Below are 25,259 nucleotides of genomic sequence, written 5' to 3' on the forward strand. Positions count from 1 at the left end.
TTATAGCAAAGAGGATACACCTGTTCCCATTCCGAACACAGAAGTTAAGCTCTTTAGCGCCGATGGTACTTGGTGGGAAGCTGCCTGGGAGAGTAGGACGTAGCCGCGTAATCTTTTTTTATTCTAATAAAAAAAGAAGTGCTTTTGCACTTCTTTTTTATACTTCTCTTCTTGGAATTTCCATTTCAATAGCATCTTCTATTTCTTTTAATGTATTGTAGTCTTTTGGGTCTACAAACATGCATGTATAACCTTCTTCTCCAGCTCTTCCTGTTCTCCCGATTCTATGAATATATGTTTCTGCATTCTCCGGTATGTCGTAGTTATATACATGAGATACTCCACTTATGTCTAATCCTCTAGATGCAACATCTGTTGCTATTAAGTATTGTATATCTGCATTTCTAAATGATTTCATGATTCTTTCCCTATGGGATTGTTTTATATCACTGTGAAGTTTAGCACAGTTATATTTTCTCCTATGAAGAACTTCTTCTAGCTTATCAACTCTAGCTTTAGTTCTACAGAAAATTATTCCCATGAATGGGTTATCTTTATCTAACACTGAACATAATGCATCTTGTTTTTTTCTATCTGTAGTTTCAACTACGTTTTGTTTTATATTAGTTAATGTTATTTCTTCTTTTTCTACACTAACTACTGTTGGATTATTCATATATTTATATGCTAATTTTTTTACAGCAGAATCCATAGTTGCAGAGAAGCATAACATTTGACGATTTTTAGAAGTATATCTAAGTATAGTCTCAACTTCATTTCTAAATCCCATAAATAGCATTTGGTCTGCTTCATCTAAAACTAAGACTTTCAATTTACTAAGATCTACAGTTTCTCTGTCTATATGATCTAGTAGTCTACCAGGAGTTGCTATAACTAAGTGTATATTTCTTTTTAACTTTTTTAACTGAGCGCCAATATCTTTCCCGCCATACATAGCTAGTAAGCTAATATCAGTATTTTCACTAAGTTTTTCTGCTTCTTTAGTTATTTGTATTGCAAGTTCTCTAGTTGGTGAAATTATAAGAGCTTGTATATGATTACCTTCAGATGATAAATTCTCAAATATAGGAAGTAAAAATGCCAATGTTTTTCCTGTTCCTGTTTGAGCTTCAGCTATTACGTCTTTACCTGATTTTATTATACCTATACTTTGTTCTTGTATAGGTGTTGGATTTGTTATTCCCATTTTTTTTAGGGTTTTTATTGTATTATCATTAATTCCTAATTCTTTAAAATTCATATTATTTACCTCACAAATATTGCTAATTTAATTACTGACAACTTAATTAATAATATCATAATAAGTATATTAATACTAATTATATTATTGATTATTAGCAAAAAAATGTAAATATATCAAAAAATTATAGAATAAAATATTTTTATAAAATGTTTTTTATTGAAAAACTTTTTTCTAAAAGTATTAAATATATTTAAATTAAATAAGAAAAATATTAAGATTAAATTATAAGAATACTAATCTATATTACTTATAAAACATTCGAATAGTAACAATACTTCGGAAAAGAATGTATTTGGAGTATTCTTTAAATTAGGGAATTTTTCATAACCCTTTAAAACTATTGGTATATCTGAAAGATTAGCAAGTGTAGAGTTTTTATTTCCAACAAAGCTAATTACTTGTATACCACTATTTTTAGCAGTTTGTGCTACTTCTAATATACTAGCACTTTCGCCTGAATTTGAGATAGCTATTAATAAAACTTCATCTTTATGGGATTTGGTTAACAATTGTAAATGTGTGTTTGCAATACACTTGAATCCATGTATTACAAATCGCTCACTCATATAGTTTGCAATCATTTGTGAGTATCCAACACCAAGTAGCATTATCAATTTATTTTTAGAGTTTTTTAGTATATTAGATAAAGGAACTAAGTTTGAATTAATTTGATTATAAGCATTTGTAAATATATCTACAGAAGAATCTATTTCATCAATTTTATTAGAGTAGGATATATTATAAATCATATCAGAATAACCTTCAAAACCTAGTTTTTTACAAAGTTTATATATAATGGTTGTAGAAGTAAAATTGTCTTTAGCAACTTTACGTATACCAATTTTTTTCAAGTTATCAATATTATTATATAAATATTTTAATATATTCTGTTCTACGGTAGATAGTTGATATTTATCACTAAGATATTCAAAATTCATATTTAACCACCTCAAAGGCTATTATATATGAATTTCAAAAAAATATAAATATAAAATATATGGAGGTAGACATCATGGCTGAAAAATTTATAAAAGACCCATGGGCAAGAATAAAAACTCGTAATGGACTAAATGGAGATGAAGTTATATCAGCACTTCAAAAATCTATAAGAAGAGGGCTTGAAGAGCAAGCTTGTGAATTTGCTTATGAAATGTATATAACATCTCCTCAAATGGAAGAAAAGTTATGGAGAAGATTATTAACTATGACTGTAGAAGATATAGGTATGGGAGAACCAACAGCTTGTATAATTGTTAATAACTTATATGAAATGAGAAAACAATTTTCTTATGCAGATGGAGATAGACCTATATATTTCATACATGCTATAAGATATTTATGTAATTGTGAGAAAGATCGTTCAAGTGACTTGTTAAAAAATATTATTATAAAAGGATTTGCAATGGGAAGAGTTCCAGAAATACCTGACTATGCACTTGATAAGCACACGGTAAGAGGAGCTGAAATGGGAAGAGATTCATTCCACTTCTTAAATGAAGCAAGTAAGGTTATACCTCAAATGAAAGTTGATAATGATTATAAAGAGCGTTATAGAAAAATATTAGAAGTGTACAAGCCAGAAGAAGCAATAGAAAGTGCATTCCAATATAATCCTTGGCAAGAATAATACAAAATATAAAAAGGGAGATTAGTTAAATGGGACAAAGTAAGTTTTTAGAAAAACTAGATAAAGTACTATCACCTATTGGAGATAAGCTTGGAAGACAAAGACATTTGAATGCTATTTCAACGGGAATGATGATGACATTGCCACTTATTGTGGTAGGTTCGTTATTTTTAATAATAGCAAATCCCCCTATAAATCCAGAGTTAGTTGATCCTAACAACGCAAATGTATTTGTAAAGTTTTTATTATCATGGAAGGAATTTGCAGTAGCAAATTATGCAACTATAACAGCACCGTTTGATATGACTATGGGATTACTAGGAGTAATGTCAGCATTTGCAATAGCGTACACGTTAGCTAGTGATTATAAGATGAATGCTTCTATGTCAGGACTTATATCTACAGCTTTATTCTTTATGATATGTGCACCGAGCAATGAAGGTAATATACCTATGTCATTTTTAGGAGCAGATGGATTATTTGTAGCTATAATAATAGGAATAGCTTCAGTTGAGATAACAAGATTTGTTGATAAAATGGAGTGGAAGTTTAATTTACCAGATTCAGTTCCATCAGCTGTTTCATCTTTTATAAATACATTGGTACCTTTAATTTTAAATATAGGAATTTTATATGGACTAAATGTTATTATAATAGCTAACACAGGAATGAGTTTACCTCAGTCAATAATGAGTATACTAACACCTGCACTTAATATAGCTGATAATTTATGGGGGTATTTATTACTTATAACTTTTGGAAATCTATTATGGTTATTTGGGGTAAACGGAACATCTATAATATTCCCAATAGCATTTACATTAGGGCTTAGCAATACGGGATTAAATTCAGATTTGGTTGCAGCTGGACAAGACCCTAACGTATTAATGAATTTACAAATGTTTAGAATTGCGATATTAGGTGGAGCAGGTAATACACTAGGATTAGTTTTATTAATGGCAAGAAGTAAATCTGCACACCTAAAGTCATTAGGAAGGTTATCTATTGTTCCTGGAATATGCGGAATTAATGAACCAGTAATATTTGGAGGACCTATAGTATTTAACCCTATATTAGCTATACCATTTATAGTAACTCCAATTATATCTGTATCATTAACATATTTTGCTCAAAAGATAGGGTTTATAACTTGTGGTTATATAGTTGACCCATCTTTTACACCATTCTTTGCACAAGCATACTTATCATCTATGGATATAAGAAATGTATTGTTTGTATTCATATTAGTGTTAATTAGCATAGTGACTTATTATCCATTTTTCAAAGTTTATGAAGGTAATATGATAAAAAAAGAGCAAGAAGAAAGTGATTTAGATGACGATTTTAGCTTTGATGACTTTGATTTAGCTTAAAAAAAGAGAAGTTTGTATTTTACAAACTTCTCTTTTTTTATATAAATCTTATTATAGCTAGTAAAATAAGCATAGAACCAGAAAGCCAAGAAAGATTTATATCTATTTTCTCAATGAATTTTTTACCAAAGTATACTCCAAGAAACAAAGACATTACACCTATGAAAAATGATAACACCAAAACTTGAAAATAGTTTATAGATATCAAGCTACTACCAAATCCAACTGCTATACTATCTAAAGAAAGGGCTACAGCTAAGTATATAGCTTCTTTTATGGTAAGATTTTTAGATTTATCATAATCAGCTTTAGTTTCACTGGCATATATCTCTAATACAAACTTAAAGTCAAATAATTTAAAAGTCAAGGGTGCTCCTATATTAGAAAACTTTTGAATGTAGGTTTTAAAAAAAGATTCAAATAGTCTAAGGACACCAAGTGATAATAATAAAAAGAAACTAAGAGTAGAAGCTACAGTAGGTGGTAAAATTTCTTTGAACAAGCCCCCTAAAGATAATGAAATTCCTAAAAATAATGAGCATACAAGATTAATTACTATATTTGAAGTAAATGGAATCTTTATTCTATCTGTTCCATAAGCCATACTAGCAACAAAAGTATCTATACATAAAGATAAAACTAAGATTAAAGCTTCTATCAATATATCCCCTCCTAACATAAGATGACTAGTATATATTATTAAGTAAGGGACAAATTAGTTACTGTAAGTATTAAAGACACCAAAGTTAGGTGCCTTTAATTAATATTCATAATTATTATAAGACCTTTTTTTAAATGTTTCACAAGTATTATTTAAAAAATTAACTTGTATATCAGATGATTTGCAAGAACCACTAAAATTATATGTGCAGTTATATGCACTGCATATTATATTTTTAGATGAGGTCTCGTTATTATCCATAGTACTATTTGTTATTTTAGATGAATTTAAAGAGTCTATGAAAGTTTTGCAATAAGTTTCTGGAGTTATATTTGCATCAAAACCTTCTATATTAACTACAGATGTACTACATAAACCAGAAACATTAAAAACGCAATTTATAGATAAACATTTAATCAAAAAAACACCTCCAACTAATATATAGATATAGTATTAATTTCAATTGGAAAAAATATACTGAAAATTTAAATAGAAATTAAAAAAATATATTGCAAATAGTCTTCAAATGATTTAGAATAGTAAGTCCTAAGATAAATAGATTAAATATTTAGTAGATATTTCGATTGCGCTAACTCAATGAGTTAGCTTTTTTTTATGTAGATTTTAAAAAATGTACTAGAAAAATATAAAAATATATGATATTATTTTACTTTAAATTGGGTTATAGTTATATATGATATTATAATTTTAGTTATAGTAAATATAGACTTAATCTATTTAAATTTACTTTTTTTATTTAATTTTTAATTTTTTGAAGAAATATCTACTAAATTTATATTTTATCTAGGAGGAATTACAATGAAGATAGGATTTGACCACAAGAAATATTTAGAAGAACAATCTAAGTATATTTTAGAGAGAGTTAATAATTATGATAAGTTATACTTAGAATTTGGTGGGAAGTTAATGTTTGACCTTCATGCAAAGAGGGTTTTACCAGGATTTGATGAAAATGCAAAAATAAAAGTATTACAAAACTTAAAAGATAAATTAGAAGTTGTAATATGTGTTTATGCGGGGGATATCGAAAGAAATAAAATAAGAGGAGATTTCGGTATCACTTATGATATGGAAGTTTTAAGACTTATAGATGATTTAAGAGCATATGAACTTGATGTTAACAGTGTTGTTATAACAAGATATGAAGGACAACCTGCAACAACAGTTTTTATAAATAAATTAGAGCGTAGAGGTATAAAAGTATATAAACATGCTCCAACTAAAGGATATCCAAGTGATGTAGATACTATAGTAAGTGATGAAGGATATGGAGCTAATCCATATATAGAAACAACTAAACCTATAGTAGTTGTAACAGCACCAGGACCAAATAGTGGTAAATTAGGAACTTGTTTAAGTCAATTATATCATGAAAATAAAAGAGGAAATGAAGTTGGATACTCTAAATTCGAAACATTCCCAGTATGGAATGTTCCATTAAAGCATCCTTTAAATATAGCATATGAAGCTGCAACAGTTGACTTAAAAGATGTTAACATGATAGATTCATTCCATCTTGAAAAATATGGAGTACAATCAGTTAATTACAACCGTGACTTAGAACTATTCCCTGTTTTAAAGAAAATAATAGAAAAAATAACAGGAAAAGAATCTGTATATCAATCACCAACAGATATGGGAGTTAATAGAGTTGGATATGGTATAATAGATGATGAAGTAGTTCAAGAAGCTTCAAGACAAGAGATAATAAGAAGATACTTTAAAACAGCTTGTGAATATAAAAAAGGACAAGTTGATAAAGGTGCTTATGATAGAATGAATTTAATAATGGAAGAATTAAACTTAAAGCCAGAAGATAGAAAAGTAGTAATGCCTGCTAGAGAATATAGTGCTAAGTTAAAAGAAGCTTCTAATACACCAAATGATATATGTCCTGTAGTTGCATTAGAACTTTGTGATGGAACTATACTTACAGGAAAAGCATCTGAAACAATGAATGCGACAGCGGCTGCTGTATTAAATGCTGTTAAGCATTTTGCTGATATAAATGATGATATGCATTTAATATCACCAGTTGTTTTAGAACCAATTATTAATTTAAAAGCCAACACTTTAGGAAATAGAAATGTTGCATTAAGCTGTGAAGAAGTATTAACTGCATTAAGTATATGTGCTGTAACTAATCCAACAGCTCAAGCTGCAATGGAAAAATTACCTATGCTTAAAGGAGCTCAAGCTCATTCAACAACTATGTTAAATGTAAATGATGAGCAAACATTTAGAAAATTAGGTATGGATACAACTTCTGATCCAGAATATCCATCAGCTAACTTATATCAAAACTAATATTGTATATAACCGTATTGTAAAGCATTTTGCAATACGGTTTTTTAATTAAAAATAGATAAGGAGAATATATATTGTATAGCAATAGAAAGATAATTCATATAGATATGGATGCTTTTTATGCATCTGTAGAACAAAGAGACAACAAAGAACTTAGAGGAAAGCCAGTTATAGTTGGAGGAAGTCCTGAAAGTAGAGGAGTGGTTGCTACTTGTTCGTATGAAGCAAGGAAATTTGGGATACATTCAGCTATGCCATCTAAAGTTGCTTATGTAAGGTGTCCACATGCTATATTCGTTCCTCCTAGATTTGATGTATATCACAAGGTTTCATGTCAAATAAGAGAAATTTTTAAAAGATATACTGACATTATAGAACCACTATCTTTAGATGAAGCATACTTAGATGTTACTGAGAATAAAAAGGGTATAGAGTATGCAAGTGTAATTGCGAAAAGAATTAAACATGATATATATAAAGAAATAGGTATAACTTCATTTGCTGGGGTTTCTTACAATAAATTTTTAGCTAAAATAGCATCTGATTATCAAAAACCTAATGGATTGACGGTTATAACTCCTGAAAAAGCTCAAGAATTCATAGATAAACTGCCTATAAAAAAGTTTTTTGGTATTGGAAAAGTCACAGAAAAAACACTTAAAATGATGGGAATAAACAATGGGTATGATTTAAGAAATATGGAGTTAATTCAATTAGAAACAATATTTAAGAAAAAAGGATACGATATGTATAACTTTGCTAGGGGGATTGATCATAGACCTGTAAAGGTTAGTAGAGAAAGAAAATCAGTAGGTGCAGAGAGTACATTTATTTCTAATGTGAATTTTGATTCAGATGAATTAAATGAGCATATAAAAGAAGTTGTAAAAGATGTATATATGAGATTAAATTCTATTAATAAATCTGGAAAAACAATAACTGTAAAAGTTAAGTATGAAGATTTTCAACAAGTAACTAAAAGACATACTTTAAAAACTCCTATACATACATATGATGATATATTAGGAAATACTAATATTTTAATAGAGAAAATCAAAGATAAGAATAAACAAATTCGATTAATAGGTGTAAGTATATCAAACTTATCAGATAAAGAAAAAGAAATGTATACTACTATATCGTTGTTTGATAAGTTATAACTTAATTATAGTAACAAAAATTATTTATTAGAATAAATTATAAACAATAAAAATATTTTAAATTAAAATATTTAATTTTATTTAGGAATATGCTATCATAGGATTTAATTGTATTTTAATAAGGAGGTTAATATGTCAAAGCAAGCTACAGATTTGGGGAAAGGTAGTGTTTCTAAGTTATTATTTCAATTGGCACTACCTGCTATAATAGCTCAGATAGTGAATGTATTATACAATATAGTGGATAGAATTTTTATAGGAAGAATACCAAGTGGAGAAATTGCTATGGCAGGTGTTGGAGTAGCTTTTCCAATAATAATGATAGTATCAGCTTTTAGCGCTTTAGTTGGTATGGGGGGAGCTCCACTAGCAGCTATAAAAATGGGAGAAAAAGATAATGATGGTGCAGAAAAAATAATGACTAATAGTTTTTCTACATTATTAATAATATCATTTGTATTAACAATATCGTTTTTGATATTTAAAGAAGATATACTTTGGGCATTTGGAGCAAGTGATAAAACGATAGGATATGCTAATGACTATATAGGGATTTATCTTATAGGAACTATATTTGTACAAATAGGATTAGGAATGAATCCATTTATAAATACTCAAGGATTTGCTAAAACTGGAATGATGACAGTTATGATAGGTGCAATTATAAATATAATACTAGATCCTATATTTATATTTGGATTAAATATGGGAGTGAAAGGAGCTGCATTAGCTACGATAACAGCTCAATTTGTTTCTGCTATTTGGGTATTAAAATTCTTAGTTGGTAAAAAAAGTGTACTAAAAATAAAGAAAAAATATATTGTACCAAGTGTTAAAGTAGTTGTTCCTATATTACTTTTAGGTATATCACCATTTATAATGAATGCTACCGAAAGTTTAGTTATAATAACTATGAATAATAGCCTTGCAAAATATGGAGGAGATTTAGCAGTAGGAGCTATGACTATAATAAGTAGTGTCATGCAAATAATACTTCTACCTATGATGGGATTAACTCAAGGGGCGCAACCTATAATGAGTTTTAACTACGGAGCAGGCCAACTAGATAGGGTTAGAAAGACATTTAAGTTATTAATTATATGTTGTTTTACATATGCAACTATAATGTGTGTAAGTATAATTGCATTTCCACAAATTTATGTATCTATATTTAATAGTAATCCAGAACTTGTGTCAATAACAGCATGGAGTATGAGAATTTATTTTGCTGGAATATTTATGTTTGGAGCTCAGATTGCTTGTCAACAAACATTCCTTGCATTAGGTCAAGCAAAAATATCTATGATATTAGCATTACTTAGAAAAATAATATTATTAATACCATTAATATTTATATTACCTATGTTTATTGAAAATAAATTACAAGGAGTATTAATGGCAGAGCCTGTTGCAGACGTGTTAGCTGCGATTACTACTGTAGTATGCTTTATTGTATTTTATAAAAAGACATTATCAGTTAATCATTTAGGCCAAGTAAATGTGGAAATAGCTAAAACTAAAGCTGAAGAATAAAAAAATTTACATAAGCTATCATAATAAGTAGTGTTTGCTCATTATGATAGCTTATTTTGCATATTAGTACTAAATAAAATTTTGATAAAAAGAAATTAATTATTATATAATTAAAAATATAAACTATAAATAGGAGGCTTAAATATGAAACCAATTATAGATTTACATTGTCATACTATAGCTAGTGGACATGCATATAGTACATTAAAAGAAAACATAGATGAAGCAAAAGAAAAAGGATTAAAATATTTAGGTGTTTCAGATCATGCTCCAGAGATGCCAGGGAGTACACATCCTTTCTATTTTGGGAATTTAGGAGTTATAAAAGAAGAAATAAATGGAATAAAGATGTTAAAAGGAATAGAAGCAAATATAATGGATTTTGATGGAAATTTAGATATACCAGAAGATGTAGTTGGAAAGTTAGATTATGTAATAGCTAGTTTACATCCACCGTGCATATCTCCCGGAAGTAAAGAAGAAAATACCAAAGCTGTTTTATGTGCTATGGAAAATGAAGAAGTTAAAATAATAGGGCATCTGGATGATAGTAGATATCCAGTAGATTATGAAACAGTTGTAAAAAAAGCTAAAGAAACTAATACATTATTAGAAATAAATAATTCATCGTTAAGACCAAATAGTTTTAGGGTTGGAGCTACTAAAAACGCACAAGAATTATTAAATTTATGTAAAAAATATAATGTCAAAGTTATATTAGGAAGTGATGCTCATATTTATTATCAAGTTGGAGCATTTGAAAATTGTGAAAGAATATTAAAAGAAGTAGATTTCCCAGGAAATTTAGTGGTGAATTATAGCGAAGACTGCATAAAAGAAATATTTTTTACAAAGTAAATTAATTAATAATATAAAGAATTAAATGTTAGTGATATAATAATAGGTAAATATATGAAATTATAAACGTTTACATAGAAAGGAATGGAATTTAATGGATAACAATCAAACTATGCAAGAACTTTTAGAACAACAAGAAAAAGAAATGAGTAATCTAAAAGTTGGTCAGATAATAACTGGAAAAATAACTAAAATATTATATGATGAGATTCGTATAGAACTAAACTATGGATTTGATGGAATTATACCATCTTCTGAGCTTTTACTAGCTAAAGATGAGGAGATATCAGATAAATATAAAATAGGGGAAGAAGTAAGTGTAGAAATAACTAAGATACAACGTAAAGATGGAGTTATATATTTATCAGTAAAAAAAGCTTTTGTAGAAGCTACTAGAAAAGAACTTAAAGAAGCTTTAGATAATCATACTATACTAACAGTACACGTAGAAAGAAGTATAGAAAAAGGATTATTTACAAGTTATAAAACAGAAACTGTATTTATACCATTATCTCAAATAGATGTAAAATTTGTAAACAATACTGCTGCATATGTTGGTCGTGATTTAGAAGTTTACATGTTAGAAATGGATTTAAGAAGAAACAGAATAGTAGCATCTCATAGAGAAGTAGCTCAAGAAAGATTAGATGCAGAAAAAGCAGAAAAAAGAGCTAGAATAAAAGCAGAAAAAGAAGCAGAAAGAGCTAGAGTTAAAAAAGCTAAAGAAGATTTATTTAACTCACTTGAAGTAGGTCAAAAAAGAACTGGTAAAGTAAGTAAGATAATGAGTTATGGAGCATTTATAGATTTAGGTGGAATAGAAGGTTTAGCTCATATAAATGAATTAGCTTGGCATAGAATAAATTCTGTTGAAGAAGTTGTTAAAGAAGGTCAAGAAGTAGATGTGTATGTTATAAATGTAGATAAAGAAAACAAAAGAATAGGATTAGCTATAAAAGATATAAACAATGACCCATGGAATTCTATAAAAGAAGAAATGCAAGTTGGAGATATAATAAATGTTAAGGTATTAAAATTAATAGAAAGAGGAGCATTTGTTGAAGTTAAACTTGGAGTAGAAGCCTTCTTACCAATATCTGAATTAAGTGAAGATAGAGTAATGAAAGTATCTAACGTTGTAAACGTTGGAGATGAAATAGATGTTATGATAATAGATATAAAAAATAAAGATAAAAAAATGGTAGTTTCATTAAAAGAAGCTACAAAAGAGCCAGAAGAAGACTATTCTGAATTCTTAGAAACAGAAGATTCTTTAGGTTCTATAGGTGAATTATTTAAAGAAAAATTTAAAGACTTAAAATAATTTATTAAAAAGAGTATCTCAAAATAAAAAAGAGATACTCTTTTTTATTTGCTATTTTAAAATCATAAATAATATATGAGAAACTAGTTTGTGTTTTACAGTATGATAACTTAGCAAATATATTAAAAATGAACATTATTTTTAAACTTGAATACTATTAAATAAGAAGTATAATTGCTACTTTTATATATTTTTATATGGGGGGAAGGGAATGTATAGACAAGAAATCAATTACAGACACATGTTTGATGGGGTAGATTTAACAATAAAATTATCAGATGGAGCATATGCTACTCCTATATGTTTTGATAATGGTGCAACGACACCTCCTTTTAAATGTGTGGATAAAGAAATTTTTAAGCATATGCAAATGTATGGTTCTATAGGAAGAGGAAAGGGGCCAAAATCTGAGTATTCAAGTAAGATATATGAAAAGTGTAGAGATTATGTGAAAACATTTTTTAATTTAGACAATGATGATAGATACACAGTTATATTTACAAAAAATACCACAGAAGGTATAAATTTACTTGCAAATACATTATTAAATAGTAAGTATGATAAAGTAATTACAACTAGAATGGAACATCATGCAAATGACCTTCCATGGAGATATAATGCAAATTTAATATATATTGAAGTAGATGAAAAGGGAAGATTAAATATAGATGATATAGAGGAAGAATTAATTAAACATAATGGAGATGTAAAGTTTGTAACTGTAACGGGAGCATCAAATGTTACAGGTCATATTAATCCAATAAATCATATAGCTAAAATAGCTCATAAATATGGAGCTAAAATTATTGTTGATGCAGCTCAACTAGCACCTCATAGAGAGATAAATATGAAAGGAACAGGAAATGATGATTCTATAGATTTTTTAGCTTTATCTGGGCATAAAATGTATGCGCCATATGGGTCTGGATTAGTTATTGGACTTAAAGAAGATTTAGAAAAAAAAGAGCCATTTATAAAAGGTGGAGGAGCTGTAGATTTAGTATTTGATTATGATATTTATTGGAGTAATGCGCCAGAGAGATTTGAAGCAGGAACACCAAATTACTTGGGTGTTGTAGCACTATATACAGCTATGAATAAATTAAAAGAAATAGGATTTGATAAAGTAAAAGAACATGAAGACCTTCTTAAAGATAGGTTAATAAAAGGCCTTAAAGATATAGATAGAGTAAAATTATATGGTGATTTAAATTGTGAAGATAGATTAGGTGTTATACCTTTTAATGTAGATGGAATAAACTTTGATTCTGTTGCAGATAAGTTATCATATATTAGAGGAATAGCAGTTAGGCAAGGAGCATTTTGTGCGCATACTTATGTAAGAAGATTACTAGGAATAACAGATGAGGCAGCTCAAGATTTATTAAAACGAGATTGTAAAGCAGCTGGTATGGTTAGAGCAAGTTTAGGATTATATAATACATGTGAAGAAGTAGATGAATTTTTAAATACTATGGAATTTATAATAAATAGATCTAGAAAATTTGTAAACAATATATTTTAGGAATGTATGAATAATCTAACTGTTTATAAGGAAACTAATGATGAGGTGATAAAATGGATAAACATGATGAATTAATAAAAGAATTAAATAAATTTTTAAGAGGAATTCATATGGGAGCGGACTCATTTAGGGTTTATCAAGACAAAGCTAAAAGCCAGGATATAAAAAATGAATTAACTAAAATTATGCTTATATTTAGAGAGCAAGATGAAAAAGTAAGTTCATATATAAAAAAACTTGGAGGAGAACCTAGTAATTCATTAGGAGTAGCTGGAGAAATGGCAAGCATGTTTGAAAAATTAAAAGATATTTTTATAGATAATGATAAAGAAGTTATAGACCATGCAATAAATGCTATAGATATGGGTATAAAAGGTGGAAGTAGTTTAATCAATTCATATAAAGATGAGAAGTTAGATAAAGGTATTTTCCAACATCTAAATGAAATGGTTAGTGAATACAAATCCATAAATAATAGGCTAGAGAAATTATATAAATCTTTATAAAAACTTAAGGTATGATTTAGATGATTTAAATAATCTATATCATACCTATTTTTAAGTAAAAGTTACTGAAATATAAAATTAGATTTATTTTGTGATATTGCTTCTTAAATAATAAGTTAAAATTATAAATTTTTATAGAAATATTTAGAAGGTATAGCTATTATTAATATAGCGAATAGGTAAATTCGGAAAATTCTATAAAAAAGAGGTGGTAAATTTGCAGGGAAGAATAGATTTAACAGAAGGAAAAATAATAGATAAACTAATAAAACTAGCACTTCCTATAATGGGAACATCATTTATACAAATGGCCTATAATATGGTAGATATGGTATGGGTAGGAAAAGCGGGAAGTAGTGCTGTAGCAGCTGTTGGTACAGCTGGATTTTTTCCATGGCTGGCAATGGCATTTGTTGCTATATCTAGAGTAGGTGGAGAAGTTCAAGTAGCACAAAGTATGGGGAAAAATGATGCAGAAGAAACTAAATCTTATATAAAGGCTGCTATAGAGGTAAATATCATATTATCTTTAATATATACATTAGTACTATTAATATTTAAAGATAGTTTAATAGGTTTTTTTAATTTAGGAGATGCAAATGTTATATCAATGTCTAAAAAATATTTAGTTATAGTTGCATTAGGAATGATATTTTATTTTATAAATCCGATATTTACAGCTATATTTAATGGTATGGGTAATAGTAAAGATCCATTTAGAATAAACACAGTAGGACTTATAACTAATATAATATTAGACCCATTACTTATACTTGGCATAGGGCCATTTCCAAAGCTTGGTGTAGAAGGAGCTGCTATAGCTACAGTATTTTCACAATTTATAGTTACTATGTGTTTTATAGTTATGATTATGAAAAGAAATAATGAGTATTTTAAGGTGAAATTATTTAGAAAAATAAGTTTAGAATACTATAAATCATTATGTAAATTAGGTATGCCTGTAGCTATACAAAGTGGTATGTTTACCATATTCTCAATGTTACTTGGAGTGATAGTAGCGTCATGGGGACCAGTAGCTATAGCTGCACAAAAAGTAGGATCTCAAATAGAGGCTATATCATGGATGACTGCTGATGGAATTGCTGTGGCACTAAGTAGTTTTGTAGGGCAAAACTATGGAGCAACTAAATATGACAGGATAAATAAAGGATTTAAAATAACTTTAGGTATTGCAACTGTCTTAGGAATAATAACGACTTCGATTTTAATATTTGCTGGTAAACAAATATTTACTATATTTATAAATGAAGCTGATGCTATAAAAGAAGGTGCTAGTTATTTAAAAATTTTAGGGTATTCTCAGCTTTTTATGTGTGTAGAGATAATAACAGCAGGAGCATTTAAGGGTATAGGTAGAACTTATATACCATCAATTATATTGACAGTATTAACAGGAGCAAGGGTACCTATGGCATATTTTTTATCAAGACCAGAGTTATTAGGATTAAGTGGTGTTTGGTGGAGTATAAGTATATCGAGTATATTAAAAGGTATACTGATGATAAGTGTATACGTATATTTATTAAAAACCAATAAACTTTATAAAAACTCTAGCCATGATATAGATAGAAAAACTGTATTAAGATAAGTATATAAATTAAGTGCTAATTAAGATAATTGGCACTTTTTGTTTTGGAAATAAAAAATCATATAAATAGTAGGCAAGTTAATGGTATAATAGAATCTTAAGTAGTAAATTTGATTTTACTTATTCAAAATAGTTAATAATAAATATATATGACATATAAGTAGGTGATTAAATGACAAATAAATTTTTACCAGTATGTAAACAAGATATGATTGATAGAGGATGGGAACAATTAGATTTCGTATTAGTAACAGGAGATGCGTATGTAGACCATCATAGTTTCGGAACAGCTATAATATCTAGAGTATTAGAAAATGCAGGATACAAAGTTGGTATAATAGCACAGCCAAATTGGAAAAGTACAGATGACTTTATGAAATTAGGTGAACCAAGATTAGGCTTTTTAGTTAACTCTGGAAATATGGACTCTATGGTTAACCACTACTCAGTAAGTAAAAAAAGAAGAGATAAAGATTTATATTCTCCAGGAGCTAAGATGGGTCTTAGACCGGATAGAGCAGTTATAGTTTACTGTAATAAAATAAGAGAAGCATATAAAGATGCAAAAATAATAATAGGTGGTTTAGAAGCTAGTTTAAGAAGATTTGCACATTATGACTATTGGAGTGATAGAGTAAGAAAGTCTATACTTTTAGATAGTCAAGCAGATTTATTAGTTTATGGTATGAGTGAAAGACAAATTGTAGAAGTAGCTAATGCATTAAATGATGGATTTGAACCAAAGTATATAAGACATGTAAATGGGACTTGTTATGTTGCAGATAGCAAGGATGAAATATATGATGATTATGTAGAAATACCATCATTTAAAGAGGTTTCTTCAAATAAAGAACTTTATGCTAAGGCATTTAAAATACAATATGATGAACAAGACCCATATAGAGGAAAAGTTATAATACAAAGACATGGAGATAAATATTTAGTTCAAAATAAACCAGAACCACCACTAAATAGAGAAGAGTTAGATGCAGTTTATGCACTTCCTTATGCTAAAGATTACCACCCAATGTATAAAGCTATGGGTGGAATACCAGCAATAGAAGAAGTTAAGTTTGGAATAGTTAGTTCAAGAGGATGTTTTGGTAGTTGTTCATTCTGTGCAATAACATTCCATCAAGGAAGAGCTGTACAAAGTAGAAGTCATGAATCTATATTAGAAGAAGCTAAATATATAACAGAATTAGAAGACTTTAAAGGATATATACATGATGTAGGTGGACCTACAGCAAACTTTAGGGATGCTGCTTGTGAAAAACAAATAACTAAAGGTGCTTGTAAAAATAAACAATGTCTACATCCAAAGCCATGTAAAAACTTAAAAGTAGATCATACTGACTTTTTAGAGCTTCTTAGAAAGGTAAGAAGTTTACCTAAAGTTAAAAAGGTGTTTGTACGTTCAGGTATTAGATATGATTATGTAATGGCAGATAAAAATGATAAATTCTTTAAAGAACTTGTTGAACATCATGTAAGTGGACAGTTAAAAGTTGCTCCAGAACATATAGCAGAAGAAGTATTACAATATATGCAAAAGCCAGCAGGAAATACTTATGATAAATTTAGAGAAAAGTTTTTTAGATTAAGTGAAAGAGCTGGTAAGAAGCAATACATTATACCGTATTTAATGTCTTCTCATCCAGGGTCAACACTAAATTCAGCTATAGAACTTGCAGAGTATTTAAGAGATACTAAGTATCAGCCAGAACAAGTTCAAGACTTCTATCCAACACCTGGAACATTATCAACTACAATGTTTTATACAGGATTAGATCCGTTAACTATGGAACCTGTATATGTTCCAAAATCTAAACGTGAGAAAGCTATGCAAAGAGCATTACTTCAATATAGAGCTCCAAGAAATTATGAATTAGTTCATGCAGCTTTAGTTGAAGCAGGAAGAGAAGATTTAATAGGATTTGGACCAAAATGCTTAATAAAGCCTAAAGGAGAATATTCTAGAAATAATCACTACAATAAAGGAAAATCTTCTTCAACAAAATCTTCAGGTAGAAAAAATAACAGAAATGATAATAAAGGTAAACGTGGAACTAAAAACAATCGAGATAATAAATCTAGAAATGATAGAAATAATAATTCAAACAAACAAAGAAGAAAGAAAAGATAGATATAAAAGCCTGTTTAATCAAACAGGCTTTTATTTATATAAAATTGAGTATAATATATTTAAAATATAATTGAAAAAGTTTTCTTATATTCAACTTAAAGAGTTGAAAATTGACATTTTTTGATACATTACTTATAATAAAAATTATGACTAAAAATGAAAAAATAAAAAAATATAGAGAATATTATACTATATAAACAAGTATAAAATTTCAACTTAAATCTATAGAAATATAAAAACTTAATAGAAAAGGAGGTTGATTGAATGGGAAATAAGCTTACCATAAAAACAATAGTTGCTATAGGAATTGGATCGGCGGTATTTATGATATTAGGGCGTTTTGGTTCTATACCAACAGGAATACCAAATACAAATATAGAAACTGCATATGCATTTTTAGCTTTAATGGCACTTATGTATGGTCCACTTGCAGGTTTTTTAATAGGTTTTATAGGACATTGTTTAAAAGATGCTATATTTTACGGATCACCATGGTTTAGTTGGGTTATAGCATCAGCTGTAGTTGGATTAGTAATAGGTCTTATATATAAGAAAATTAATATTAGTGGAGGCGAATTTAATAAAAAGGAAATAATAATATTTAATATTACTCAAATTATTGCAAATGCACTAGCATGGTTTGTAGTAGCACCAACACTAGATATATTAATTTATGCAGAACCTGCATCTAAGGTATATTTACAAGGTATTTTAGGTGGAATTGGAAATATACTAACAGTAGCAGTTTTAGGAACTATTATAATAAAGAGCTATGCAAAAACTAAGATACCAACGGGTAGTTTAGATAGAGAACTATAAAAGGAGATTCGTATGAAAAAGAAAATAATAGAATTTAAAGATTTTACTTTTAAATATAGAGTTCAAGCTAAACCTACTTTAAAAAATATAAATCTTACAATATACGAAGGTGAGAAAGTATTAATAGTAGGTCCGTCGGGTTCTGGTAAAAGTACTTTAGCTCATTGCATAAATGGACTTACACCTTTTTACTATCAAGGAACTAGTACGGGTAGCTTAAAAATAATGGAAAAAGAAGCAAAAGATATGGGTATCTTTGAGGTATCAAAGATGGTAGGAACAGTGCTTCAAGACCCTGATAGTCAATTTATAGGTTTAACGGTAGCGGAAGATATAGCTTTTAAATTAGAAAATGATTGTACGCCTCAAAGTAAGATGAAATCTATGGTGAAAAAAGTGTCAAAATTAGTTGGTATAGATAAACAATTAGATTCATCTCCATATAGTTTATCTGGAGGTCAAAAACAAAGAGTTACTTTAGCTGGGGTTACAGTAGATGATGTAGATATATTATTATTTGATGAGCCTTTAGCGAGTTTAGATCCGGCAACAGGTAAAAATGCTATAAAACTTATAGATAAGATAAAACATGAAACTGATAAAACAATAATTATAATAGAGCATAGATTAGAGGATGTTCTTCATTGTGATGTTGATAGAATAATAGTTATGGATGAAGGTATGATAATTGCTGATATGAGTGCAGACGAATTGATTTCATCTGATGTATTAAAGAAAAGTGGTATTCGTGAACCACTTTATATTACAGCTCTTAAGTATGCAGGTGTGAATATAACTCCAGATATAAAACCTGGACATATAAATACTATAGATACAAGTAAGTGTAAAGAAAGCCTTGAAAAATGGAATAATCATAGTGAAGTTGATAAAGTTAAAAAGGAAAGCGAAACTTTACTAGAATTAAAAAATGTATCTTTTAAATATGAAAAAGATAAACCTATTTTAAATGATATATCATTTAAAATAAATAAAGGTGAAATGGTAAGTATAGTAGGTAAGAATGGAGCAGGTAAATCTACTATATCTAAATTGATTTGTGGTTTTTATAAGCAAACTAGTGGAGAAATACTTTTAAATAATAGAGATATTACTAATGATTCTATTAAAGAGCGTGCGGAAAAAATTGGAATAGTTATGCAAAATCCTAATCAAATGATATCTAAAACTATGATATTTGATGAAGTTGCATTAGGTCTTAAATTTAGAGGCTTCAAAGACGAGGATATAAAAGAAAGAGTATATGAAACATTAAAGGTATGTGGATTATATGAGTATCGTAATTGGCCAATATCAGCACTTAGCTATGGTCAGAAAAAACGTGTTACAATAGCTTCTATATTAGTATTAAATCCAGAAATAATAATTCTTGATGAGCCAACAGCTGGACAAGATTTTAGACATTATAATGAAATAATGGAGTTTTTAGTTGAATTAAATAAAAAAGGCGTAACTATAATAATGATTACACACGATATGCATTTAATGCTTGAATACACTAATAGAGCTATAGTTTTAGCTGATGGAAAGAAATTAGCTGATGACACTTCAGCTAGTATATTAACTAATAATGAAGTTATTAAACAAGCTAATTTAAAAGAAACTTCTGTTTATGAGCTAGCAGTTAGGTGTGAATTAGATAATCCGCGAAATTTTGTAAATAAATTTATTGAATATGATAGGAGGATTAGAAGAGTATGAAAACAACAATGCTATCATATATAAAAGAAAATTCACCTATCCATAATTTAACAGGTGCCACAAAATTAATATTTTTCATAGCTTGGTCGATTGCATCTATGGTAACTTATGATACAAGAGTTCTTATAGGTATGTTAATTTTAAGTCTTATAATATTTAAAATATCAAAGATAAAATTTAAAGATGTGGCATTCGTTGTATATTTTATTTTTTTCTTTATGATATTAAATAATATTGCAATATTTATATTAGGACCTTATCAAGGTGTTGAAATTTATGGAACTAGAACTAATTTATTAAAATTAATAGGTCCATATACTATAACTGCAGAGCAGTTATTTTATCAGTTAAACTTTAACTTAAAGATACTAGCAACAATACCTATGGCCTTATTATTTATAGTAACTACAGACCCTAGTGAATTTGCAGCATCATTAAATAAATTAGGTATAAATTATAAAATTGCATATTCAGTAGCAATAGCCTTAAGATATATACCTGATATACAAAGAGATTATCATGATATATCTTATGCACAACAGGCTAGAGGTATAGATATGTCTAGGAAAGAAAAACTAAGTAAACGTCTTAAAAATATTTCATCTATACTTATGCCTTTAATATTTTCGAGTTTAGAGAGAATAGAAGTTATAAGTTGCGCTATGGAACTTAGAGGATTTGGAAATAGAAGAAAACGTACTTGGTATAATTCAAGAAAGTTTAAATTAAGTGATTATATAGCTATATTTTTAGCTATATTAATCTTGGTAGGATCTTTATATATAACATTTAAAAATGGAAATAGATTTTATAATCCATTTATATAAAAAAAGCTAACTCAAAGTAATTTATTAATTACTTATGAGTTAGCTTTTTTATTTGTATTTGTTAGAATTATAATTATCAGAATTTATAGGAAATTACTGAATTAATAAAATTAATATACTACTATTATAGCGATAATATATTTAAGGGGGGAAAGGTATTGGGGAAAAAAGTATTGAAGAGTTTAACTATGCTTATATGTGTAGTATTTATAGTTGGATGTAGCAATACAAGTGTATACAAGGAACAAAAAGTATATAACGTTAAAGATGTTAAAGTTATTATGCCAGATGGATTGCCAGCTGTATCCATGGCAAAGATGATTAAGGAAAAACCAATTATAAAAGATGGATATAATGTAGTTTATAACATAGAAAAAACACCAGATACGCTTGCTACAACTGTTATGAAACAAGATGCTGATATAGCAATAGTACCATCAAATATGGCAGCTATTGCTTATAATAAAACAAAAAATTATCAGATTGCAGGAACTACTGGATTAGGTTCTTTTTATCTTGTATCTAATAAAGATATACAAAGTTTTAATGATTTAAAAGGTGATAAAGTTGCTAATACTGGAAAAGGGCTAACTCCAGATATAACAACTAAATTTATATTAAAAGAAAGTGGAATTAATGAAAAAAATATTGATTTTACATATGTTAGTTCTGCAAATGAACTAGTTCCTATTATAGCAACAGGAAAAGTTGATACAGCTATAGTTCCAGAACCAGTATTAAGTGCATTACTAAGTAAAAATGAAAATATAAATTTGATTAAAAACTTAAATGAAGAATATAAAAGTATAACTAATTCAAAATTTGGATATCCCCAAGCTACAATAATCGTAAAGTCAGATTTTGCAAAAGAAAATAAAGAATTTGTAAAAAGTTTTTTAAATAAAGTAAATGAAAGTGTAAAATTTGCAAATGAAAATCCAAATAAAGTAGGAGAGTGTGCAAATGAAGTTGGTGTAAGTACGAAAAAAGAAATAATTAGTAAATCTATAAAAAATGCAAACTTAAAATTCATAAAAGCTAAAGATTATATGAAAGATTATTTAGATTATTATAAAATGCTATCAGAATTTGATATTAATACATTAGGAGGAAAACTACCAGATGAAAAAATCTTTTTTAAAGAGTAAATTAGAGGTATTTTCATCTTGTATATTACTTTTTATTATGTGGGAACTTTTAGCAATTAAAATAGATAATGATATATACCTGCCTACCTTAGGGGAGGTTTTAAAAAATTTATATGAAATTATAAGAGGGGAATACTTTTTAATAAATATAAGTTCTACAGCAATAAGAGTTTTAGTAAGTTTTTCTTTAGCTTTTTTTATATCTATAGTATTAGGCTCTTTATCTTATATAAGTAGTAGTTTTAAAAATTTTATAAAACCTATAAATTCGATACTTCAATCTGTACCAACAATGATTTTAGTAGTATTAGCTTTGATATGGTTTGATAAAAATAAGGCACCTTTTATAATTGGAATCTCTGTAGTATTTCCAATTTTGTATGAAAGTGTTCTAGGAGCTTTAAATAATATAGATAAAAATATAATTGAGATGGTAGATATATATAATTTACGAATAATAGATAAAATAAAATACATATATATACCATCTATAAATATAAAGTTAATACCCATTTTTCTATCTACACTTTCTTTAGCACTAAAAGTAGTTATAGCAGGTGAAATATATGGTCAACCAAGTTTTGGGATAGGAAGTATTATTCAAGTAGAAAAAACTAATTTTAATACACCAGCTATATTTGCATGGATTGTAATAATAGTAATAATATCTATAGGATTAGATTATATTCAAAAGTATATATCTAAGTACAATTATAAATGGAGAAGAATATAAGTATGAAAATAAGTAACTTAAATAAATGTTATGAAGATAAGGTTATATATAAAGACTTTGATATAGAATTTGAAAGTAAAAAAGTTAACTGTATATTAGGTAAATCTGGATGTGGTAAAAGTACATTATTAAATTTGATTACAGGTATACTTACAAGCGATAATGAAGAATTTAAATCTATTCCTAAAGATAATATAAGTTATATATTTCAAGAGGATAGACTTATAGAGTGGATAACTCTAGAAGAAAATATAAAATTAGTGGGTAAAAAATTTTATGATAAAGATAAACTTAATATCGTGGTTGATAAGTATTTAAAGCTTGTAGGAATTGAAGATTATAAACATTCATATCCACAAATGTTAAGTGGAGGAATACGACAAAGGGGAAATATAGCAAGAGCTTTTATTAAGCCAGCTAAATATATAATTATGGATGAACCATTTAAATCTATAGATGTTAAGTTGAAATATGAGATTATGCAAAAAATAAAAAAAATTTTAAAGAAAGATTCTAAAACTGTTATATTTGTTACTCATGATATAGATGAAGCTCTATTTTTAGCAGATAAAATATTTATATTAGGAGGAAATCCAGTAACTATAAAAGGAAGATTTGATAACTTAAAAGATATAAAAAAAGAAAATATTATAAACCTTATATAATAAAAAAATAATTTGATTAAGGAGAAAAGCAATAAAATTATTTTTTATAAGTCATATATATTAATACATCGGTAATATAAAATAAAAAGCCTATTAAAGTAATAAATTATTTTAGTAGGCTTTTTATTTTATATCAAATTTAATAGAGAATAAAGAGAAAATAAGTATATAATAAGTTATATGGTTTATTATAAGGAGAGTGGTAAATATGGCAAAGGTAAAAACTAATGCTATGAGAATTTTAGATTCTAAGAAAGTTAAATATAATATGCTTTCATATGATGTATCAGATGATAATATAGATGGAGTATCAGTGGCAAATAAAATAGGACGAGATGTAAATGAAGTTTATAAAACTTTAGTTACACATGGAACTAGTAAGAATATTTATGTTTATGTAATTCCTGTACATGAAAATTTAGATTTAAAAAAAGCAGCTAAAGTATCAGGAGAAAAGAAGATTGAAATGATACATGTAAGTGATATTAACAAACTAACAGGATATATTAGAGGTGGATGTTCTCCTGTTGGAATGAAAAAATTATATAAAACTTTTATAAATGAAACTGCAAAAAATTTAGATACTATAATAGTAAGTGCTGGAAAAATAGGATATCAAATAGAGATAAATCCTATAGATTTACAAAGTGTTATAAATTGTAGTTTTGAAGATATAATATAACTTTTATATAAATTAAGGAAAGTTGGGATAATATGAATATAGAATTTTTTAGACAAGATGCTATAACTGTGGCTAGAAACTTGTTGGGTAAATATCTTGTTAGAGAATATGATGATAAAAAAATTATTACTAAAATAGTTGAAACAGAGGCATATATGGGCATCGAAGATAAAGCAGCGCATGTGTTTGGAGATAGAAGAACTGAAAGGACAGAGCCATTATATCAAGATGGTGGGCACATATATGTTTATTTGATATATGGAATGTATCATTGCTTAAATATTTCGGCTAATATAGAAGGAATACCTGAGTGTGTATTGATTAGAGCAGTTGAACCTATAAGTGAAATTGATGAAATATCTCAAAATAGATACTCAAAAGATTATAAGGATTTAAGTTCATATCAAAGAAAGAATATTTGTAATGGGCCAGGAAAACTATGTAAAGCTCTTAAAATTGATAAAAATTTAAATTTTGAAAGTATATTAGGAAATAAACTTTATATAATAGATAATGTTAATTTAGACAATGAAAGTAATCAATTTGAAATAATTGAAAGTAAACGTGTAAATATTGATTATGCTGAAGAAGCAAAAGATTATTTATGGAGATATTACATAAAAGATAATAAGCATGTATCTAAAAAATAAAATAAAAAATTATAATAAGATGTATATAAATCAAAATTTGGTCCATACTTATAATATAAGAGGTAATTAATCTCCCCCAAAACTTAAAATATCTCTTACAAC

General features: G+C 27.5%; 23 protein-coding genes and 1 rRNA gene. 20 read left to right on the forward strand and 4 right to left on the reverse strand.

Going from position 1 to position 25,259, the window contains the following annotated elements:
* A 5S ribosomal RNA gene (gene rrf / locus H8891_RS14120) occupies window positions 1–109 on the forward strand; the annotation flags it as partial.
* Window positions 110–157: 48 nt separating this feature from the next.
* On the opposite strand, the gene H8891_RS14125 is transcribed toward rrf, so the two are convergent.
* Both H8891_RS14125 and H8891_RS14130 read right to left on the reverse strand, forming a co-directional pair.
* Window positions 158–1,261: a DEAD/DEAH box helicase gene (locus tag H8891_RS14125; protein WP_187006890.1), complete on the reverse strand. Its 1,104-nt coding sequence runs from the start codon at window positions 1,259–1,261 to the stop codon at window positions 158–160.
* A gap of 236 nt (window positions 1,262–1,497) precedes the next feature.
* Window positions 1,498–2,202, reverse strand: coding sequence for a MurR/RpiR family transcriptional regulator (locus H8891_RS14130; protein ID WP_187006891.1), 705 nt, complete (start codon window positions 2,200–2,202; stop codon window positions 1,498–1,500).
* A gap of 74 nt (window positions 2,203–2,276) precedes the next feature.
* On the opposite strand from H8891_RS14130, the gene H8891_RS14135 reads away from it, so the two are divergent.
* Together H8891_RS14135 and H8891_RS14140 are read left to right on the forward strand one after the other, a co-directional pair.
* Entirely contained in the window at window positions 2,277–2,891 is a 615-nt protein-coding gene (locus tag H8891_RS14135; RefSeq protein ID WP_330604988.1) for an AAA family ATPase, read from the forward strand.
* A gap of 29 nt (window positions 2,892–2,920) precedes the next feature.
* The gene (locus tag H8891_RS14140; protein ID WP_187006892.1) at window positions 2,921–4,264 is read left to right on the forward strand and encodes a PTS sugar transporter subunit IIC; all 1,344 of its coding nucleotides are present in this window, start codon (window positions 2,921–2,923) and stop codon (window positions 4,262–4,264) included.
* 37 nt (window positions 4,265–4,301) lie between these two features.
* Here H8891_RS14140 and ytaF read toward each other — a convergent pair whose 3' ends face one another.
* Both ytaF and H8891_RS14150 read right to left on the reverse strand, forming a co-directional pair.
* On the reverse strand, window positions 4,302–4,925 hold the full coding sequence (gene ytaF / locus H8891_RS14145; RefSeq protein WP_187006893.1) for a sporulation membrane protein YtaF: 624 nt from the start codon (window positions 4,923–4,925) through the stop codon (window positions 4,302–4,304).
* 99 nt (window positions 4,926–5,024) lie between these two features.
* Window positions 5,025–5,345 (reverse strand): DUF1540 domain-containing protein, encoded by a 321-nt coding sequence (locus tag H8891_RS14150; RefSeq protein WP_187006894.1) that lies wholly within the window; start codon window positions 5,343–5,345, stop codon window positions 5,025–5,027.
* A 399-nt stretch (window positions 5,346–5,744) separates the two neighbouring features.
* On the opposite strand from H8891_RS14150, the gene H8891_RS14155 reads away from it, so the two are divergent.
* The 17 genes from H8891_RS14155 (at window position 5,745) to H8891_RS14235 (ending at window position 25,157) form a co-directional block, all read left to right on the forward strand.
* Window positions 5,745–7,253: a DUF1846 domain-containing protein gene (locus H8891_RS14155; protein ID WP_187006895.1), complete on the forward strand. Its 1,509-nt coding sequence runs from the start codon at window positions 5,745–5,747 to the stop codon at window positions 7,251–7,253.
* 107 nt (window positions 7,254–7,360) lie between these two features.
* Window positions 7,361–8,413 carry a DNA polymerase IV gene (dinB, locus tag H8891_RS14160; protein WP_408637174.1) on the forward strand — a complete coding sequence of 351 codons (1,053 nt, stop codon included), beginning with the start codon at window positions 7,361–7,363 and terminating at the stop codon, window positions 8,411–8,413.
* 132 nt (window positions 8,414–8,545) lie between these two features.
* On the forward strand, window positions 8,546–9,946 hold the full coding sequence (locus H8891_RS14165; protein ID WP_187006897.1) for an MATE family efflux transporter: 1,401 nt from the start codon (window positions 8,546–8,548) through the stop codon (window positions 9,944–9,946).
* A gap of 144 nt (window positions 9,947–10,090) precedes the next feature.
* A complete protein-coding gene (locus H8891_RS14170; protein WP_187006898.1) occupies window positions 10,091–10,804 on the forward strand; it encodes a phosphatase in 714 nt (237 codons plus the stop codon).
* 94 nt (window positions 10,805–10,898) lie between these two features.
* On the forward strand, window positions 10,899–12,128 hold the full coding sequence (locus H8891_RS14175; protein WP_187006899.1) for a 30S ribosomal protein S1: 1,230 nt from the start codon (window positions 10,899–10,901) through the stop codon (window positions 12,126–12,128).
* 211 nt (window positions 12,129–12,339) lie between these two features.
* Entirely contained in the window at window positions 12,340–13,653 is a 1,314-nt protein-coding gene (locus H8891_RS14180) for an aminotransferase class V-fold PLP-dependent enzyme (RefSeq protein WP_187006900.1), read from the forward strand.
* Window positions 13,654–13,706: 53 nt separating this feature from the next.
* Window positions 13,707–14,159 (forward strand): DUF2383 domain-containing protein, encoded by a 453-nt coding sequence (locus tag H8891_RS14185; RefSeq protein WP_187006901.1) that lies wholly within the window; start codon window positions 13,707–13,709, stop codon window positions 14,157–14,159.
* A gap of 217 nt (window positions 14,160–14,376) precedes the next feature.
* Complete coding sequence (locus H8891_RS14190; RefSeq protein WP_187006902.1) at window positions 14,377–15,768, forward strand: MATE family efflux transporter; 1,392 nt, start codon at window positions 14,377–14,379, stop codon at window positions 15,766–15,768.
* A 172-nt stretch (window positions 15,769–15,940) separates the two neighbouring features.
* Window positions 15,941–17,914, forward strand: a complete 1,974-nt coding sequence (locus tag H8891_RS14195) for a YgiQ family radical SAM protein (RefSeq protein ID WP_187006903.1) — start codon at window positions 15,941–15,943, stop codon at window positions 17,912–17,914.
* Window positions 17,915–18,178: 264 nt separating this feature from the next.
* Complete coding sequence (locus H8891_RS14200) at window positions 18,179–18,733, forward strand: ECF-type riboflavin transporter substrate-binding protein (RefSeq protein ID WP_147548084.1); 555 nt, start codon at window positions 18,179–18,181, stop codon at window positions 18,731–18,733.
* A 12-nt stretch (window positions 18,734–18,745) separates the two neighbouring features.
* On the forward strand, window positions 18,746–20,452 hold the full coding sequence (locus H8891_RS14205) for an ABC transporter ATP-binding protein (protein ID WP_187006904.1): 1,707 nt from the start codon (window positions 18,746–18,748) through the stop codon (window positions 20,450–20,452).
* Complete coding sequence (locus H8891_RS14210) at window positions 20,449–21,279, forward strand: energy-coupling factor transporter transmembrane component T family protein (protein ID WP_187006905.1); 831 nt, start codon at window positions 20,449–20,451, stop codon at window positions 21,277–21,279. Before H8891_RS14205 ends, H8891_RS14210 begins: the two co-directional genes overlap by 4 nt.
* 158 nt (window positions 21,280–21,437) lie before the next feature.
* Window positions 21,438–22,427: an ABC transporter substrate-binding protein gene (locus H8891_RS14215; protein WP_243207857.1), complete on the forward strand. Its 990-nt coding sequence runs from the start codon at window positions 21,438–21,440 to the stop codon at window positions 22,425–22,427.
* Window positions 22,402–23,160, forward strand: a complete 759-nt coding sequence (locus H8891_RS14220; RefSeq protein ID WP_187006906.1) for an ABC transporter permease — start codon at window positions 22,402–22,404, stop codon at window positions 23,158–23,160. Before H8891_RS14215 ends, H8891_RS14220 begins: the two co-directional genes overlap by 26 nt.
* A 2-nt stretch (window positions 23,161–23,162) precedes the next feature.
* Window positions 23,163–23,825 carry an ABC transporter ATP-binding protein gene (locus H8891_RS14225; protein ID WP_330594297.1) on the forward strand — a complete coding sequence of 221 codons (663 nt, stop codon included), beginning with the start codon at window positions 23,163–23,165 and terminating at the stop codon, window positions 23,823–23,825.
* Between the two features lie 208 nt (window positions 23,826–24,033).
* The gene (gene ybaK / locus H8891_RS14230) at window positions 24,034–24,507 is read left to right on the forward strand and encodes a Cys-tRNA(Pro) deacylase (protein ID WP_187006908.1); all 474 of its coding nucleotides are present in this window, start codon (window positions 24,034–24,036) and stop codon (window positions 24,505–24,507) included.
* A 32-nt stretch (window positions 24,508–24,539) separates the two neighbouring features.
* Window positions 24,540–25,157, forward strand: a complete 618-nt coding sequence (locus tag H8891_RS14235) for a DNA-3-methyladenine glycosylase (RefSeq protein WP_147548078.1) — start codon at window positions 24,540–24,542, stop codon at window positions 25,155–25,157.
* Window positions 25,158–25,259 lie beyond the last annotated feature (102 nt).

Source organism: Paeniclostridium hominis (assembly GCF_014306135.1).
Taxonomy (GTDB): Bacteria; Bacillota; Clostridia; order Peptostreptococcales; family Peptostreptococcaceae; genus Paraclostridium; species Paraclostridium hominis.